The 15,552-nt window shown below is 62.6% G+C and carries 14 protein-coding genes; 7 read left to right on the forward strand and 7 right to left on the reverse strand.

Annotation, left to right across the window (positions count from 1 at the left end):
* Positions 1-111 precede the first annotated feature (111 nt).
* Positions 112-1,404: an aspartate carbamoyltransferase gene (locus A6V37_RS26895; RefSeq protein WP_064271471.1), complete on the forward strand. Its 1,293-nt coding sequence runs from the start codon at positions 112-114 to the stop codon at positions 1,402-1,404.
* A gap of 98 nt (positions 1,405-1,502) precedes the next feature.
* Here the strand turns inward: A6V37_RS26895 and A6V37_RS26900 are convergent, their stop codons facing one another.
* Positions 1,503-2,357 carry an alpha/beta hydrolase gene (locus tag A6V37_RS26900; protein ID WP_064271472.1) on the reverse strand — a complete coding sequence of 285 codons (855 nt, stop codon included), beginning with the start codon at positions 2,355-2,357 and terminating at the stop codon, positions 1,503-1,505.
* A 166-nt stretch (positions 2,358-2,523) separates the two neighbouring features.
* Positions 2,524-3,300 carry an NAD(P)H-dependent oxidoreductase gene (locus A6V37_RS26905; RefSeq protein ID WP_064271473.1) on the reverse strand — a complete coding sequence of 259 codons (777 nt, stop codon included), beginning with the start codon at positions 3,298-3,300 and terminating at the stop codon, positions 2,524-2,526.
* A gap of 78 nt (positions 3,301-3,378) precedes the next feature.
* Here A6V37_RS26905 and A6V37_RS26910 point away from each other — a divergent pair, with 78 nt between their 5' ends.
* Positions 3,379-4,287: a LysR family transcriptional regulator gene (locus A6V37_RS26910; RefSeq protein ID WP_064271474.1), complete on the forward strand. Its 909-nt coding sequence runs from the start codon at positions 3,379-3,381 to the stop codon at positions 4,285-4,287.
* A gap of 57 nt (positions 4,288-4,344) precedes the next feature.
* On the opposite strand, the gene A6V37_RS26915 is transcribed toward A6V37_RS26910, so the two are convergent.
* Entirely contained in the window at positions 4,345-5,349 is a 1,005-nt protein-coding gene (locus tag A6V37_RS26915) for an aldo/keto reductase (RefSeq protein WP_064271475.1), read from the reverse strand.
* A 62-nt stretch (positions 5,350-5,411) separates the two neighbouring features.
* Positions 5,412-5,750, reverse strand: coding sequence for a carboxymuconolactone decarboxylase family protein (locus A6V37_RS26920; RefSeq protein ID WP_064271476.1), 339 nt, complete (start codon positions 5,748-5,750; stop codon positions 5,412-5,414).
* A gap of 154 nt (positions 5,751-5,904) precedes the next feature.
* Between A6V37_RS26920 and A6V37_RS26925 the strand changes: the two genes are divergently transcribed.
* Positions 5,905-6,798, forward strand: coding sequence for a LysR family transcriptional regulator (locus tag A6V37_RS26925; protein ID WP_064271477.1), 894 nt, complete (start codon positions 5,905-5,907; stop codon positions 6,796-6,798).
* Here A6V37_RS26925 and A6V37_RS26930 read toward each other — a convergent pair whose 3' ends face one another.
* Complete coding sequence (locus A6V37_RS26930; RefSeq protein WP_064271478.1) at positions 6,799-7,686, reverse strand: aldo/keto reductase family oxidoreductase; 888 nt, start codon at positions 7,684-7,686, stop codon at positions 6,799-6,801.
* Between the two features lie 104 nt (positions 7,687-7,790).
* On the opposite strand from A6V37_RS26930, the gene A6V37_RS26935 reads away from it, so the two are divergent.
* The 4 genes from A6V37_RS26935 (at position 7,791) to A6V37_RS26950 (ending at position 12,789) form a co-directional block, all read left to right on the forward strand.
* Entirely contained in the window at positions 7,791-8,693 is a 903-nt protein-coding gene (locus tag A6V37_RS26935; RefSeq protein WP_064271479.1) for a LysR family transcriptional regulator, read from the forward strand.
* A 119-nt stretch (positions 8,694-8,812) separates the two neighbouring features.
* Positions 8,813-10,030, forward strand: a complete 1,218-nt coding sequence (locus tag A6V37_RS26940; protein WP_064271480.1) for a sensor histidine kinase — start codon at positions 8,813-8,815, stop codon at positions 10,028-10,030.
* A gap of 469 nt (positions 10,031-10,499) precedes the next feature.
* Positions 10,500-12,335 (forward strand): S10 family serine carboxypeptidase-like protein, encoded by a 1,836-nt coding sequence (locus A6V37_RS26945; protein WP_064271481.1) that lies wholly within the window; start codon positions 10,500-10,502, stop codon positions 12,333-12,335.
* A 61-nt stretch (positions 12,336-12,396) separates the two neighbouring features.
* A complete protein-coding gene (locus tag A6V37_RS26950) occupies positions 12,397-12,789 on the forward strand; it encodes a 2-oxoglutarate dehydrogenase (protein WP_242665944.1) in 393 nt (130 codons plus the stop codon).
* 442 nt (positions 12,790-13,231) lie between these two features.
* Here the strand turns inward: A6V37_RS26950 and A6V37_RS26955 are convergent, their stop codons facing one another.
* Both A6V37_RS26955 and lipA read right to left on the reverse strand, forming a co-directional pair.
* Positions 13,232-14,347 carry a hypothetical protein gene (locus A6V37_RS26955; protein ID WP_064286479.1) on the reverse strand — a complete coding sequence of 372 codons (1,116 nt, stop codon included), beginning with the start codon at positions 14,345-14,347 and terminating at the stop codon, positions 13,232-13,234.
* 214 nt (positions 14,348-14,561) lie between these two features.
* Entirely contained in the window at positions 14,562-15,551 is a 990-nt protein-coding gene (gene lipA, locus A6V37_RS26960) for a lipoyl synthase (RefSeq protein ID WP_064271483.1), read from the reverse strand.
* Position 15,552: the final 1 nt, after the last annotated feature.

Here is a 15,552-nt window from a genome sequence, read left to right on the forward strand (position 1 = left end):
GGGGCGGCTTGGCAAGGCCCATCGCGAAAAATGCTTGACTTCTACGATGGGGAAACTAATATACGCACCGCGTACATTTTCAGATTACCCCCTTTCCCGACAGGTGGCCCCATGAGCGTTCCGCAACAAGCCTTCCTACGCGACGCGATGCGTCGCCTGAACATGACGCGCGACACGTTCGCCAGCCGGATCGGCGTATCGCGCCGGGCGCTCGACACGTGGCTCCTGCCGGACGACTCGCAGGAATCGCGCGCCATGCCGGAAATCGTGGAGCGCTTCGTGTCGGAAATCGTGGTGCACGGCGATCCCGGCGAAAAATATACGCAAAGCGTAGACTCGCAATCGCTTGCCAGCCAGATGCTGTTCGAGGGCAAGCCGCAACTGCTTTCCGTGGACCAGTTCTCGCGCGACTCGGTGGAGGCGCTGTTTCGCGTGGCCGACATCATGCAACCCATCGCGCGCCGCCGCAAAATCTCCCGGGTGCTGGAAGGCGCGGTGCTCGGCAATCTGTTCTTCGAGGCCAGCACGCGCACCCGCGTGAGCTTCGGCGCCGCGTTCTGCCGGCTCGGCGGATCGGTTTGCGACACCACCGGCTTCACGTTTTCGTCGATGGCCAAGGGCGAGTCGATCTACGACACCAGTCGCGTGATGAGCGGTTACGTGGACGCGCTGGTGGTCCGTCATCCGGAACAAGGCTCGGTGGCCGAGTTTGCGCGCGCGACCAACGTGCCGGTGATCAACGGCGGCGACGGCCCGGGTGAACACCCGAGCCAGGCGCTGCTCGACCTGTACACCATTCAGCGCGAGTTCTCGCGGCTCGGCAAGATCGTCGACGGTGCGCATATCGCGCTGGTCGGCGACCTGAAATATGGGCGCACGGTGCACTCGCTGGTCAAACTGCTGGCGCTCTACAAGGGCATCAAATTCACGCTGATCTCGCCGCCCATGCTCGAAATGCCGGCCTATATCGTCGAGCAGATTTCACGCAACGGCCACGTGATCGAACAGACGCACGATCTGACCGCCGGCCTGCGCGGCGCCGACGTGGTGTACGCCACGCGCATTCAGAAAGAGCGCTTCGCGGACGAATCGTTCGAAGGCTATACGCCGGACTTCCAGATCAATCAGGCGCTGGTGGATAGCGTGTGCGGCGCCGATACTTTGATCATGCACCCGCTGCCGCGCGACAGCCGGCCGGGCGCGAACGATTTGAGCGTCGACCTGAATCACGATTCGCGGCTGGCGATTTTCCGGCAAACCGATAACGGCATTCCGGTGCGTATGGCGATTTTCGCGGTGCTGCTGGGTGTGGAGAAACTGGTCCAGCATTCCATGCGCGACGCCGCATGGCGCCCGCCGGTGTATCTCGGTCCGGACGACGCGGTGTTTCACGGCATCGATTGATTGGCGCGATTTGGCATCATGCGTGGCCGACTGATTGGCTCAATCAGCGGCCTCCAGATGGATGGCGAATTCCGAACTGGAATTTCCGCCGCAAAACGTCAAGCCGCTGCGGTGCTCGCCGCAGTGTTGCCATTGTGTTTGAAGGTCCCCGCGAAAAACAGCACCTGGTATTGCACGGCATTTGCCCAGTACTTCCAGGTGTGGCCGCCGGGCCGCTCCGCGTAGTCGTGCGGCACACCGAGTTCGACGAGGCGCTCATGCAGCGTGCGATTCGACTGCACCAGCGAATCGTTCACACCGCAGTCGATCGTCAGCGCGATATGCGCGTTCCCGAAACTGCGCGCATTCGCGACAATCGCCTCGTTATTCCAGAAGTCCGCATGCCGGACCGGATCGCCGAAGATCTGCGCGATGCCGGGCTCATCTTCACAGCCACGCGGGTCCACCGCACCGCTGATACTCCCCGCGGCACCGAACGTGTCCGGGCGGTCGAGCGCGATATGCAAGGCGCCGAACCCGCCCATGCTCAGGCCGGTAATGGCGCGCGCCTGTTTCCTGGCGATTGTGCGGAAATGCATGTCGACAAAAGCCACCACCTCTGTACCCACATAGGTTTCGTACAGGCTGCGGCGATCGACGGGACTGTCGATGTACCAGCTTTCGTGACCGCCGTCGGGCATCACGAGTATCACGTGATAGCGGTCCGCCAGCTTGCCGATCTGCGAATTCGCGGTCCAGTCGGTGTAGTCGCCGCCTGAGCCGTGCAACAGATAGACGACCGGAAAGCGGTCGGCTCCTTTGCCGCGCGCATATTGATCGGGCAGCACGACCGTCGCTTCGAGCGACTTATGCATGGCCGCACTGGGAATGGTGACGACGCGCGACTGAAATGCCCAGCCAGGCGTCGTAATCAGCAGCATCAGAACGAGCCAGAACGCACGCGCTTGATTCATGGTTTGTCGCTCTTCTCTTTGTAGGCGTCCGAAGAACACTGCCTGACATCAGGCTGCAAAAATTCTGTGGACGACTCTAGCAACGGCGACTTACAACCAAATTTCAGCGAAACATACGATTCGTCAGCTTGAGTTATGAAGGGAGTACTACGTACGTGCTCGACGTTTACGCGACGTGCGCAGCGAATCCCGTCTCGTCTGGCGCGATATCGGCTCGCAGCGTGAGCGCGGGAATTGTGTACGCGCCGCCGTTCTGCGGCCGGAACGGAATCGGTGCGGTCGTCCAGAGATTGTCCAAACGCTCGCCGAGCGCGTCACGCACGGCGGGATAACTGGTTTTGTCGATACGGCTCGTCCGATAGATCACGTACGGCGGCAGCACGTCGAAGCCGGGGTAATAGAGGATGCCGTGTTGAATGGGAAACAGCACGTCGTCGATTGGACCGTTGATGCCGCGTGGACTGTAGTGCGACTCCCAGCCGCCTGTCGTGACCACCAGCATCGCGCGCTTGCCTGCCAGCTTGCCTTCGCCATAGCGCTCGCCCCACCGTGCGTCGGAGTGTTCGCCGACGCCATAGGCAAAGCCGTACGCATACACCCGCTCCACCCAGCCCTTGAGGATGGCCGGCATCGAGAACCACCAGAGCGGAAACTGCAGAATGACAGCATCCGCCCACAGGAGTTTCTCCTGCTCGCTTGCAATATCTTCGCTCTGCAGGCCGTTTTCGAACGCATGCTTCGAGTCAAGTGAGGGGTGGAAACGCTCACCGGATTCTTTCGCGAGGCTGTCGCCCGCATCGAGCGGGGCCTTCCACTTCATCGCATATAGATCGGATACCTGAACAGTATGTCCGGCATCTTCAAGGCGTTTGACGGTGAAGTCCTTGAGGGACCCATTCAGCGATTTGGGTTCCGGGTGCGCGTAAACAAGAAGAACGTTCATAACAGGGTGATCCTTCGTGGCCAAGAGAAAGAAGCCAGAGTAGATCCCGCTCCGGTATATTTGAAATGAATTCCTAATATGCCAGGTATAGCCATGAATAATCTCAGGAGGCTGGACCTCAATCTGCTGCTCACGCTGGACGTGCTGCTGGCGGAACACAACGTCACGCGAGCGGCGGAACGCCTGAACTTTTCCCAGCCTTCAGTCAGCGTGCATCTGGCCAAACTGCGGGATGTGCTGGGCGACCCGCTGCTGCTGCCGGGACCACGCGGCATGCGGCCCACCGCTCGTGCCGAGGCGTTGCGCGAACCCTTGCGGGAGGCGCTCGAAGCGCTAGAGCAGGCGGTGGCGCCGGCCCGCCCTTTCAATCCCGCCGAGGCGAGCCACGCCTGGCGCGTCGCCGCGACTGACTACGCCGAATCGACGATCATCCTGCCCGCCCTGGCAGGCTTACGTGCGGCGGCGCCCGGCACGCGCCTCGCCGTTGTCGAAGCGGTACCGCCACGCCTTGCGAGGCAGGCGGAACAGGGAGAAATCGATCTGGGGTTTCATACCAGCGAAGGCGCGCCAGAGGGACTGCGCGGCAAGGTGCTGTTTGCCGAGCGGTATGTGCTGGTCGGGCGCGCCGGCCACCCGCGACTGAAACGCCGGCCCACGCTCGCGCAATTCTGCAAGCTCGAGCACGTGATCGTGTCGCCGGATGGCGGCGGCTTCATTGGCGTGACCGATGAAGCGCTTGCGAAGGTGGGTCTGACACGCAAGGTTGTGCTTTCGGTGCCGCACTTTCTATTCATGTCGTCGGTGCTGGCGAGCTCCGACCTCGTGGGGATGCTTCCCGCGAGGCTCGTGCGTGGCAATGGCGCGCTGCAGATGGTCGAGCCGCCCGTGGAGGTGCCGGGGTATGAGATGGCGATGCTCTGGCATGAGCGTGTGCATCGCGATCCGGCGCATCGGTGGTTGCGGGAGTTTATTGCGGGGGCGGTGTGAGGTGAGCGTCGTTGGACGAAGGGGTTCATGGGTACGGGGGCGTTGCGCCCCCACCCCTCACCCCACCCGCCGCCCTTCAACCGGATACCCCGGATCGGTATACCCCGGCGTCGACGCATGCCCCGGCGCAACGAGCCTATCCACCAGCTTCTCGTCCTCGGGCCCAAGCTCCACTTTCAACGCTTCCACATAACTATCCCACTGCGCCTCGGTACGCGGCCCGGCAATCGTGCTGCTGACAAAACGGTTCTTGAGCACCCACGCCAGCGCGAACGCAATCGACGTCGTACCACGCTCCGCCGCATGATCGGCGATCGTCCGCGCGATCCTGAGCGACTCCGGACGCCACTCGGTCTGCTGAATACGCTTGTCGCCGCGGCCTGCGCGCGAGTCGGCCGGAGGCGGCGCATCCACTGCATATTTGCCGCTCAACACACCGCGCGCCAGCGGACTGTATGACACAACGCCCAGACCGTAATGATGCGCGGCCGGCAATTGCTCGATCTCCGCCGTACGATCAACAAGGTTGTAAAGCGGCTCGCTCGCAACCGGCCGATCGATGCCGAGCTGATCCGCAAGACGCACAATCTCGGCAATGCGCCAGCCGCGGAAATTCGACACGCCGAAGTAGCGGATCTTGCCCTGTCGAATCAGATCGCCAATCGCGCGCACGCCTTCTTCGAGCGGCGCATCCGCAAGCGCTCGATGAAAATACAGGATATCGATGTAGTCGGTACCGAGCCGTTTCAAGCTCGCTTCGACCGACTGTATGATCCACTTGCGCGACTGCCCCTGCTCATTCGGCCCTTGCGCAGTTGGATAGCCGAACTTGGTCGCCACGACCCAGTTGTCGCGCCGCTCCGCAATTGCCCTGCCCACGATTTCTTCCGAGCGGCCCGCGTGATACACGTCCGCCGTGTCGATGAAATTCACGCCCTGCTCATAAGCTTTGTCGATGATGCGCTTTGCGTCCGCTTCCGCGGTCTCGCCGCCGAACATCATCGCGCCGAGACACAGCGGCGAAACCTTGAGAGCACTGCGGCCCAGATACCGATAGTCCATCACTTGTTCTCCGTTCAGGCCACGCCCGATAAACACATTGCTTGCGAAACCGATTCGCGGGCTCAAGCCTCGCGGCCCGCGAAAACCTGCCGTGCGACTGTCAATGCCGTAGCCGCAGTCGGCCAGCCCGAGTAGAACGCAAGGTGCGTGATCAACTCGATCAGTTCATCCCGGGAGATGCCGTTGTCGAGCGCCTTGCCGATGTGAAACGGCAACTCGTTGCCGCGATACAGCGCAACGAGGCTCGCCACGGTAATCAGACTCCGATCACGGGGTGACAGCCCAGGGCGCTCCCAGACGTCGCCAAACAGCACCTTGTCGGTGTACTCCGCGAGTGCGGGCGCGAGATCGCCAAACGCCTTGCGCGCGGCAACGGGTTCGGCAGCAGGTTCATGAGGCATGGCATACGCTCCAGTTCGAATCAGGGTTGCGACTGACAGCTCAGGCGGTTCGCGCCCCAAGCAGTCCCAATCGCTGACCACGTCGAATTTAATCGCTGCCCCACTCGGCGACTAGACGGTAAAATCGGCAAACACCCATGAGCAGGATTCATGAATGGCACGCGAAAACCTGAACGACCTGCTGGCCTTTCTCGCGGTCGCCCGCGAGCGCAGCTTTACCCGCGCGGCGGCAAAACTGGGCGTCTCGCAATCCGCGTTGAGCCACACGATTCGCGGTCTCGAAGCGCGGCTCGGCATTCGCCTGCTGACCCGAACCACGCGAAGCGTTTCGCCCACGCCGGCCGGCGAACGGCTGCTGGCTACCGCGGGTCCGCGCCTCGATGAAATCGACGAAGAGCTCGCCGCGCTTGGCGAACTGCGCGACAAACCCGCGGGCACCATCCGCATCACGACCGACGAATATGCCGCCAGCGCCATTCTCCAGCCGAAGCTGGCGCAACTCATGCCGGAGTATCCGGACATCAAGGTCGAAGTGATCGTCGATTTCGGGCTGACCGACATCGTCGCTCAGCAGTACGACGTGGGGATACGGCTCGGCGATCAGGTGGCCAAAGACATGATCGCGGTATGCATCGCGCCGGATCTGCGCATGGCGGTGGTCGGCGCGCCCTCCTACTTCGCGAAACGCTCGCGGCCGAAAACACCACGGGATCTCACGAACCACAACTGCATCAATCTTCGCCTGCCGACCTACGGCGGACTTTATGCCTGGGAGTTCGAAAAATCTGGCCACCAACTGCATGTGCGTGTTGAAGGTCAACTGGTGTTCAACGGCACGCACCAGATGCTCGCAGCGGCGCTGACCGGCTGCGGGCTTGCCTACGTGCCCGAGGAACTGGCCCGCCCGCACATCGACGACGGACGGCTCAAACAGGTTCTCAGGGACTGGTGCCCCACCTTCCCGGGCTATCACCTGTACTACCCGAGCCGCCGTCAATCCTCGCGCGCACTGGCCGTGCTGATCGACGCGTTGCGCTACCGGCCTTAATTACTCCGCGGGCTGGCCATGCGCACCGCCAATCGCATCTAGCTCCGCAAGCACTTCATCAGTCAGTATCAACTGTGATGCCCGCAGATTCTCACGCAAATGCTCAACCGACGACGTCCCGGGGATCAGCAGAATATTAGGTGACCGATACAACAGCCAGGCGAGCGCCACCTGCATTGGCGTTGCATCGAGCTTCTGCGCGATGCCCGAAAGTGCCGACGATTGAATGGGCGTGAACCCGCCTAGCGGAAAGAACGGCACATACGCGATCCCCTTGCCGGCGAGGTCGTCGATCAGCGCGTCATCCGCCCGGTGCACCAGGTTGTAATGGTTCTGCACGCACACCACCTCCGCGATGCTTCGCGCCTCGGCAATCTGCGCAGCGGTGACGTTGCTCAAGCCGATGTGGCGCACCAGTCCGCGACGCTGAAGTTCGGCAAGAGCCGTGACCTGCTTTTCGATCGAACCTTCAGAAGGCTCATGCACGCTGCCCATGATTCGCATGTTGACGACTTCGAGCGCGTCAAGGCCGAGATTGCGCAGATTGTCATGCACGGCGCGCTCGATATCCCCTGGTTCGAACGCGGGCAGCCATGCGCCGTCGCTGCCGCGCACCGCACCGACCTTGGTGACGATCACAAGATCGTCGGCATAGGGATGCAGCGCTTCGCGGATCAACTGGTTGGTAACGTGAGGCCCGTAAAAATCGCTCGTATCGATGTGATCGACGCCCGACGCCACCGCTTCGCGCAACACCGCAATGGCGGCGTCACGATCCTTGGGCGGCCCGAACACGCCGGGGCCCGCCAGTTGCATGGCGCCGTAACCCATGCGGCGCACAGAGCGGCCGGCCAACTGGAAGGTAGTCGCAGGGGTGAGATTCGACATGACGCTCTCCTTGGTGAGTGGATGAGCGACAGTATGGCGGCGGTTGCATTGTTAAATAAAGCAGTCTAACGTGCACAGGTTGTTTCTAAATATGCACAATCATCATGGAATTGAACGATCTCGCCGCGTTCGTCTCGGTGGCCCGCGCGGGTGGCTTTCGAGACGCGGCGCGCCAGGGCGGTGTTTCGGCGTCGAGTCTGAGCATCGCCGTACGCCGCCTCGAGGCGAAGCTCGGCCTGCGGCTGCTCAACCGTACCACGCGCAGTGTGGCGCCCACTGAAGCGGGATTGCGCCTCATCGAAAAGCTGACGCCGCTGTTCGGCGAGATGGAAGCGGCGCTGGACGTGCTGAACGTCTTCAGGGACAAGCCGGCGGGCACGCTCAAACTGAACGTGCCGTCGAGCGCCGCGCGGATCGTTCTGCCCGCGATTATCGCCGCGTTCCTGAAGGCCTATCCGGACATACGCGTCGAAGTCGTGGTCGAGGATGGTTTCGTCGACGTGCTGTCGATCGGTTGCGACGCGGGCATTCGTTATGACGAAAGGCTCGAACAGGACATGGTCGCGATTCCAATCGGCCCTCGTGTGCAGCGCTTCGCCACGGCGGCGGCGCCGGACTATCTCGACCTGCGCGGCCGGCCCGTTCATCCGCGCGAACTGCTCTCGCATGCATGCCTGCGTGGCCAGTTCGCCGGGGGCGCAACGCCAATCTGGTTCTTTGAACGCGACGGCGAAGTGCTGCAGTTGAATCCTTCGGGCCCGCTGCTCGTGCGTCCGGGTGCGGCGATCGATCTGGCGACCAGCGCGGCGATCGCCGGCGTGGGCGTCATTCATCTGTTCGAAGACATGCTGCGCCCGCATCTCGACAGCGGCGCGCTGGAGCCGATTCTTGAACCATGGTGGCAGCGCTTTTCCGGCCCGTTTCTCTACTATCCGGGGCGCCGCCACCTGCCGGCACCATTGCGCGCGTTCGTCGATTTTGTGAAGGCGCTCAACGATGCCGGCTGATGGAAACGCATCGGACGCGACGCCGCCGGATTGAGGGTCATAGTCGTCTTGTTGTCGTCGCATGAGAGCTAGGCAAGCAACATTCCACAAGTGATTATTGGAGAGATAATAATCTGACCATGACCGATACCCGCCCTAACCCGCTGCGCAAGTTTGCTGACTTCATCCGAGCGGAGCAGACCCGGCTCACCGAGCAATGGATGAAGGCCGTATTCGCCGACGTCGATCTCGTCGAAGCCGACAAGCTCACGTACCAGCAACTCGCCGATCATCTGCCGGAAATTCTCGACGGGCTATGCGCGGCGCTCGACGTCGAAGATGTCGAACAGGTCGAATCCGCCATCGAGCGCGATGCGAAAAAGCACGGCAAAGTCCGTTGGCACCAGGGCTACCGGATCGAGGAACTCGTGCGCGAACTCGATCTGTTTCGTCAGATGCTCGCCGACGCGGTCGAGGAATACGCCAATCTCGACAGCACGTTCACGCGCCGCCATGAACGGCGGGCGCGCCGCGTGATCTCCGAAACATTCAGCGTGGCAACGCTCACGTCGATCAAGGAGGTGCTCAGCGAACGGGACGGCAAGATCGCCGAGTACACCGGCAAGCTGGAGCAGGCTAATCGCGAATTGAGGTTAAAGCAGCAGCTGGTCAGCGATCTGCACGGCTCGCGCATGCAGATTACCCGCAGTGTCGTCCACGATCTGCGCAACTTTCTGAACGCGTTTTCCATCGAGCTGGAATTGATCGGCCGCGCGCCAGAAAAAGCCGATGTCGTGTTGACGCTGGCAAACCGCCAGGCAGCCGACATGAAACAGCTCGTCGACCAGATGGTCGAATACTCCGTAGTGCTCGGCGACAGCACCCCGCTCGCGGTCGAACAGGTTGACCTGCGCGAGCTTTTCGATGAACTCGTCACGTCTTCGCGCCCGTCGATCGAGGCCAAAGGACTGGTGTTGCGCACGACCTTCGATGCCGCGTTGACGTCAGTCGCATCCAATCGGCTCAAGTTGAAACAGATTGCCGTCAACCTGCTCTCCAACGCAACCAAGTACACGAAGCTGGGGGAAATCTCATTCGACTTTGCCACGGCCGGTGAGCAACACTGGTCGATTCGCGTCTCGGACACGGGCGTGGGCATCGCGCCTTCAGATGCGACCCGCGTGTTCGACGAATTCGAGCGAGCCACGGACGACGACATTCCCGGCACGGGCCTCGGCCTCGCCATCGTCAAGGAACTGTGCCGGGCGTTGAACGGGCATATCGATTTCGCATCGCGCGAGGGGGTGGGAACCACATTCGAAATCCGCTTCCCATTGGCGTTCGTCGAGCCGGAATAAAACCTCGCAGCGCGGCGCGTTATTCAATTCCCGGCCAATGCGCTTATTTATTACATTAAGCAAACATCACCTTATAAATAGTAATAAATAACCGTTGAATGAATTGCGGTGTAAATCCACGCGCTCGCGCCTCATGCGAACTCAAGATCGGCGCACCGAAGCGGCGCTTACGGAAACCCGTCACGTCCTTGACAAACCAATACCGCGTCACCTATTTTTCCTCTGCTGCCAATACACGATTAATTGATTGCGGCATAACCCCATCAAAATTGCTGGAATATCCAATCACGATATTTAGTAATTCTACTCATCTAGCATAGAAATAAATCCGGCTATAAAAATTCAAGCAAGTTGCTCTCCACCGCGATATCCCGTCGATGCAGCGAGAATATTTCGATCTCCGATGCATCTTCAATCCGGTACCGCGGCCTTTGTGTAACGGTATTTGAACCCACCACCAAGGATAGAGATGAAACGAGTCGAGCGTCTTCGAGGCAATGGCCCCTTTCGCCAGCACAGGCTGCCGGCGTTAGGGACTCTGGCGGTTGCGGTGATGCTGGTGAGCGGATGCGGCGGCGGGGACGGCGGTTCGTCCAGCGGCGCGGCCGTGAGCATGCAGCAGACCACGGCGAATTCGCAACTCAGCGCGCAGACTGCCTCGCAGCCGCAAACGCCGAGCGCCAATCAAACCTATATCGATCCCGTCGCCTATTCGTCCAACGCCACGGACGGTCTCGCGCCCGCCCAGGCCTCGGAGAAGGCAGCGGTCATGCACTATCAGTGGACGCTGGGCAGGACGCCGATCAACTACACGACCACCACCGGCCATTTGACGGCCGCCGACGCCAACGGCAATCCCGAAGCAACCATGTCCTACGTGGCTTACACGGCGCCGAGCACGAACGGCTCACCCCGCCCGGTCACATTCGTCTATAACGGCGGCCCAGGATCCTCGTCGATCTGGCTGCGGCTCGGCTCGTTCGCGCCGACCCGCGTGGCCACGACCGACCCGGTGTTCGGCAACTGGCCGAATTACCCGCTGGTCGATAACAAGGAGAGCCTGATCGACACCACGGACATGGTGTTCATCGACCCGCCGGGCACGGGCCTGTCCGAAGCGATCCTGCCGAATACGAATCAGAAGTACTGGACGACCGACGCCGACGTCAACATCATGCGCGATTTCATCGAGCGCTATCTGGCGGTCAATAATCGCGGCAGTTCGCCCATCTACCTCTACGGCGAGTCGTACGGCACGCCGCGCACCGACATGCTGGCGCTGGCGCTCGAATCAGCCGGCGTGCATCTGACGGGCATCGTCCTGCAATCTGCAATCCTGAACTATTTCGCCGACGCGATCGAGGCGGTCGCCATTACGAATTCGTCGAGCGCGCTCGCTCTGGATACGGATACGCTGGCGGGTTATTTCCCAGGCTACGCGGCGGTTGCGGCGTACTATAACCAGGCCTCGCCGGCGCCGCTCAATCAGGACCTTTACGCATTGCAGACAAGCCTGTTCGTCACGGCTGAGTACAACAAGTTCAGGCGCTACTCGCAGTCATGGGTGCTCAGTCAGTTGGGCATACCGGACGCGCTGGGCACGCCGGTGTTTCCGAACGCCAAAACGATTCAGGCGTGGACCTTGCCTTCCGGTTTGACCGTGCAGGCATTGCAGGGCTACTTCAACGTCAACCCGTTCTCGTCAACCCTGTTGCCCGGCACGACGATCGGCCGCTATGACGGGCGCGTGTCGTTGCCGAACTCGGATCCGCGTCTGCAGAACGACGGCGACCCGTCGGACATCCTGATCTCCCAGCCGTTCACCACCGCACTCGCCACGCAGATGCCGGACTATCTCGGGTACACGGCGCCGAACGCCACCTATATGCCGCTGAACGACAACATCATTCAGGTCTGGGATTTTTCGCACGACGGGCAGCCCTTGCCTGACACGATTCCGGACCTGCTCGGTGCGCTGACGCTCAATCCGCAACTCAGGGTGCTGTCGGAAAACGGCTTCCACGATCTGGCCACGCCGTTCTTCAACACCGAGAAGCAGTTGGCGCGGCTCCAGACGGTGCCTGGCCTGAATCCGGACTTGCAGGTCAACTTCTTCCAGGGCGGGCATATGATTTATCTTGATGACGTCGCCCGTCCGCTGATGAAACGCGACCTGGTGCGCTTCTACCGTGGCACGCCGATGCCCGACGCGCTCACGCTCTGGACGCTGCCGGCACCGTGGCGCGATGAGAGCCCGGCCAGTGAGCCGACCGCCACCGCCTCGGCGCAACTGAGCGCGCCCTGACTGATCTAATGGGATGGACCTCGTTCGCGATACCCTATTCACTCAATCCATGCGAGTCATCATGTCTCTTATCGATAAGTTGCGGCGTATCTCCCCGTTGATCGCCCTGGGCTGCCTGATCGGCAGCGCGCATGCGTTACCGCCGCAAGCGGTCGCGCCTGCGACGCCGCCAAACGGCGCAAGAGGTGTCGACGGTCCGTTCTTTCCGCAGAACCGCGCGGCGCCCATCGCGCCGACAACCGGCACGGCCTTGCAACAGCAGGCTCAACAGCGGCTCGAGGCGCGCCTCGGGGGGAATGCGGCGCTGAGCAATGGCGCGGCGGTCACGAAAGCACAGGCACAATCCCAGGGACTCGGCTTTGTCGCGAAGCACTTCGACCAGATCGACACGAGTCACAAGGGCAGCGTGACCATGAGCGACGTCAGGCAGTATCTGCAGCAGCAAGGCCGCTAGCGGCCGCAATCAGCGAGGAGCGCTCCCTTAGGAATGCAAATGAGGGAGCGCTTTTTTTCATGGCACGCCAGGCGCTGGCCGCGCTACCTCATCCGTACGCCGCTACCTGCCGATAAACATCCGCTCATCGCCCCGCCCCGGTCACTCAATCCGCGCACGACGACCTCGGATGATTTGCCGTCGCGTCTTGCGAGTTCCGCAAGGTCGAGCAAGGCGGCGTAGCGGGTCGAGCAATCCTGTGATGAATCCCGGGCCGCGCGTTCATCGCCGGGTGACGTGGCGCTGCTCATGGCAATCGCCCAACCCGCTGCAACGACGAACGCCACCAACGCGCCTGCCTTGTAGAACCGCCGTGCCGATCGGTTATGCAAGGGCGACTGGCGCACCCTGCTCCCACCCTGTGCGTGCGCCGCATGTCGACTGAATCGCATGAGCGTGCCCATCAGGACCAGTGCGCCGGCACCCACACACGCCCAATCCAGTGCCCCGGCACCCACACGACCGGACGCGGCGCCACATAAACCGCGCGCGGTGCGACATACACGGCATGCGGCGGCGCATAGACAACCGGCGGCGCAACCACAACCGGTCTCGGGGCGACGACCACCGCTGGCGGCGGCACGACCACCACGGGTTTCGGCGCCACTACCACCGGGGCCGGCGTCACGACAACCGGCGGCGGGGGCGGCGGCATGTAGGCCACCGGCGGCGCAACCACTACTGGGGCCGGAGCCACGACAACCGGAGGCGGCGGCACGTAGACGGGCGGAGGCGCAACCACGACCGGCTTCGGCGCCACCACGACCGTCGTGCCGCCCGTAGCGACCACCCCCGTGGTCGCGACAACCGTGCCGCTCGAGGTCACCGTGTTACCGTGCGTGCCCGTCACGCTCGTCGAGGTCGTCACGACCCCGGGAGCAACCCGCGTGGCCGTGCCGGAGTGATTGACCGTGCCGCCATCCGAGCCAGTCACGGTACCCGAACGCGAGCACGTCGAACCGGCGCAGCTAGTCGACGCCGAATGGCTGGACGTATTGCCGTTCGGACCCGTCACGGTTCCCGACGACGTGTACTGTCCCGTGCCGGTCTTCGTCACGTCGCCCGACGTGGTGGCCGTTTTGCCGTCCGGTCCCGTCATAGTGCCGGTATGCGAGCAGGTGCCGCCGGCACAGTTGGTATCGCCCGAGTGCTGCACCGAGTTGCCATAGCGCCCGGTCGCGGTGCCCGAGTTCGAGAACTGGCCCGGCGCAGTGCGCGTTACCGTGCCGGTGTTTGTAGCGAGGCCGCCGTAGGGGCCCGCGACGCCGCCCGCATGCGAGCAGCTGCCGCCGCCGCACGAGCCGTAGCGCGCACCGTTATAAGTGCCATGCGAGGTGTACGCCGTGGCGTGTTGCGACCAGGCGAACGCCGAGGCGCTGCCAAGCGCGAGAACGGCGGCGGTGGCCGAGAGCACCAGCTTGCGCAGCGCACCGCGCGCGGATGAATGGGATGTCTCCGAAGAAAGCACAGCGGCAGAAACAGCGGCGGTGGCCGGGACGACGAACGAACGATTTTTCACAGTATGTCCTTCTGGGATTCGGGCCACTTCTGTCACTGCGGCGTGGCGACGAACGGACTATAGAAGGACGTGCCGACATAATCGACACGGAAACTATGTCACCCTGTTTCACCACGGCGAGCCCCCGTGGGACAAGGGTTTGCGGGCGTTTTCCGCGCGCCGCGACATATTTCGACATAGATTGTTGCAGGCCGGATGGTGCTCCGGCCGTTCCTCATACCATTGCTTTCTGAGCCAGGGCGGCGTCGGCGATCTGGTCTGCCTGATACGACGAACGCACCAGCGGCCCCGCCACGACCTCGTGAAAGCCCATCGCGAGGCCCGCTTCGCGCCACGCGTCGAACTGTTCCGGCCGCACGTATCGCCGCACCGGCATATGAAAGCGCGACGGCGCGAGATACTGCCCGATGGTCAGGATGTCGACGCGATGCGCGCGCAGATCGCGCATCGCGTCGAGCAATTCGGCGTCGGACTCGCCTAGACCCGCCATCAAACCCGATTTGGTCAGGATTGCCTCGTTCGCCTGTTTGACGCGCGCGAGCAGTTGCAACGATCCCTGATAATCCGAGCCCGCTCGCGCGGCGCGATACAACGCGGGCACCGTCTCGAGGTTGTGATTGAAGACGTCCGGCCACGCGCCCGAGAGCGCCTGCAGGGCCCGCTCGACACGTCCGCGAAAATCCGGCGTCAGCACTTCGACGCGGATGCCCGGCACCCGCTCGCGCAGCAACGCGACACAGCGGGCAAAATGCGCCGCGCCGCCGTCGCGCAGATCGTCGCGATCCACCGACGTCACCACGACATAGCGCAGGCCGAGCGCCGCCACGGCATCGGCGAGCCGTGCGGGCTCCGCTTCGTCGAGCGGCGTGGGTCGGCCGTGCGCGACGTCGCAGAACGCACAACGCCGCGTGCAGATGCCGCCCATGATCATGAACGTGGCCGTGCGCCGCGCGAAACATTCGCCGATGTTCGGGCACATCGCCTCCTCGCACACCGAATGCAAGCGGTGCTCGCGCAGGATCGCCGCAATGCCGGCCACCGTCTCGCTCATCATCGGCTTCGCGCGCAGCCACGGCGGCTTCGGCAGAACCTCGCCGTCCGTGGCCGGCACGATCTTCACCGGAATCCGCGCGAGCTTGTCAGCGCTGCGCTTGCCGTGCTGACCGAGCGCGGTGACGCTGTCGCCATGCATTGCGGCGTCCATG

The organism is Paraburkholderia ginsengiterrae (assembly GCF_001645125.1).
In the GTDB taxonomy this organism is placed as follows: Bacteria; Pseudomonadota; Gammaproteobacteria; order Burkholderiales; family Burkholderiaceae; genus Paraburkholderia; species Paraburkholderia ginsengiterrae.

What these genes read in the sequence shown, in the direction of transcription:
- A6V37_RS26950 (WP_242665944.1), top strand. Translation starts at nt 12,397, where the DNA reads ATGTCTCTTATCGATAAGTTGCGGCGTATCTCCCCGTTGATCGCCCTG.
- A6V37_RS26900 (WP_064271472.1), bottom strand. Translation starts at nt 2,357, where the DNA reads ATGAATCAAGCGCGTGCGTTCTGGCTCGTTCTGATGCTGCTGATTACG.
- lipA (WP_064271483.1), bottom strand. Translation starts at nt 15,551, where the DNA reads ATGGACGCCGCAATGCATGGCGACAGCGTCACCGCGCTCGGTCAGCAC.
- A6V37_RS26920 (WP_064271476.1), bottom strand. Translation starts at nt 5,750, where the DNA reads ATGCCTCATGAACCTGCTGCCGAACCCGTTGCCGCGCGCAAGGCGTTT.
- A6V37_RS26925 (WP_064271477.1), top strand. Translation starts at nt 5,905, where the DNA reads ATGGCACGCGAAAACCTGAACGACCTGCTGGCCTTTCTCGCGGTCGCC.
- A6V37_RS26905 (WP_064271473.1), bottom strand. Translation starts at nt 3,300, where the DNA reads ATGAACGTTCTTCTTGTTTACGCGCACCCGGAACCCAAATCGCTGAAT.
- A6V37_RS26915 (WP_064271475.1), bottom strand. Translation starts at nt 5,349, where the DNA reads ATGGACTATCGGTATCTGGGCCGCAGTGCTCTCAAGGTTTCGCCGCTG.
- A6V37_RS26945 (WP_064271481.1), top strand. Translation starts at nt 10,500, where the DNA reads ATGAAACGAGTCGAGCGTCTTCGAGGCAATGGCCCCTTTCGCCAGCAC.
- A6V37_RS26895 (WP_064271471.1), top strand. Translation starts at nt 112, where the DNA reads ATGAGCGTTCCGCAACAAGCCTTCCTACGCGACGCGATGCGTCGCCTG.
- A6V37_RS26935 (WP_064271479.1), top strand. Translation starts at nt 7,791, where the DNA reads ATGGAATTGAACGATCTCGCCGCGTTCGTCTCGGTGGCCCGCGCGGGT.
- A6V37_RS26930 (WP_064271478.1), bottom strand. Translation starts at nt 7,686, where the DNA reads ATGTCGAATCTCACCCCTGCGACTACCTTCCAGTTGGCCGGCCGCTCT.
- A6V37_RS26940 (WP_064271480.1), top strand. Translation starts at nt 8,813, where the DNA reads ATGACCGATACCCGCCCTAACCCGCTGCGCAAGTTTGCTGACTTCATC.
- A6V37_RS26910 (WP_064271474.1), top strand. Translation starts at nt 3,379, where the DNA reads ATGCCAGGTATAGCCATGAATAATCTCAGGAGGCTGGACCTCAATCTG.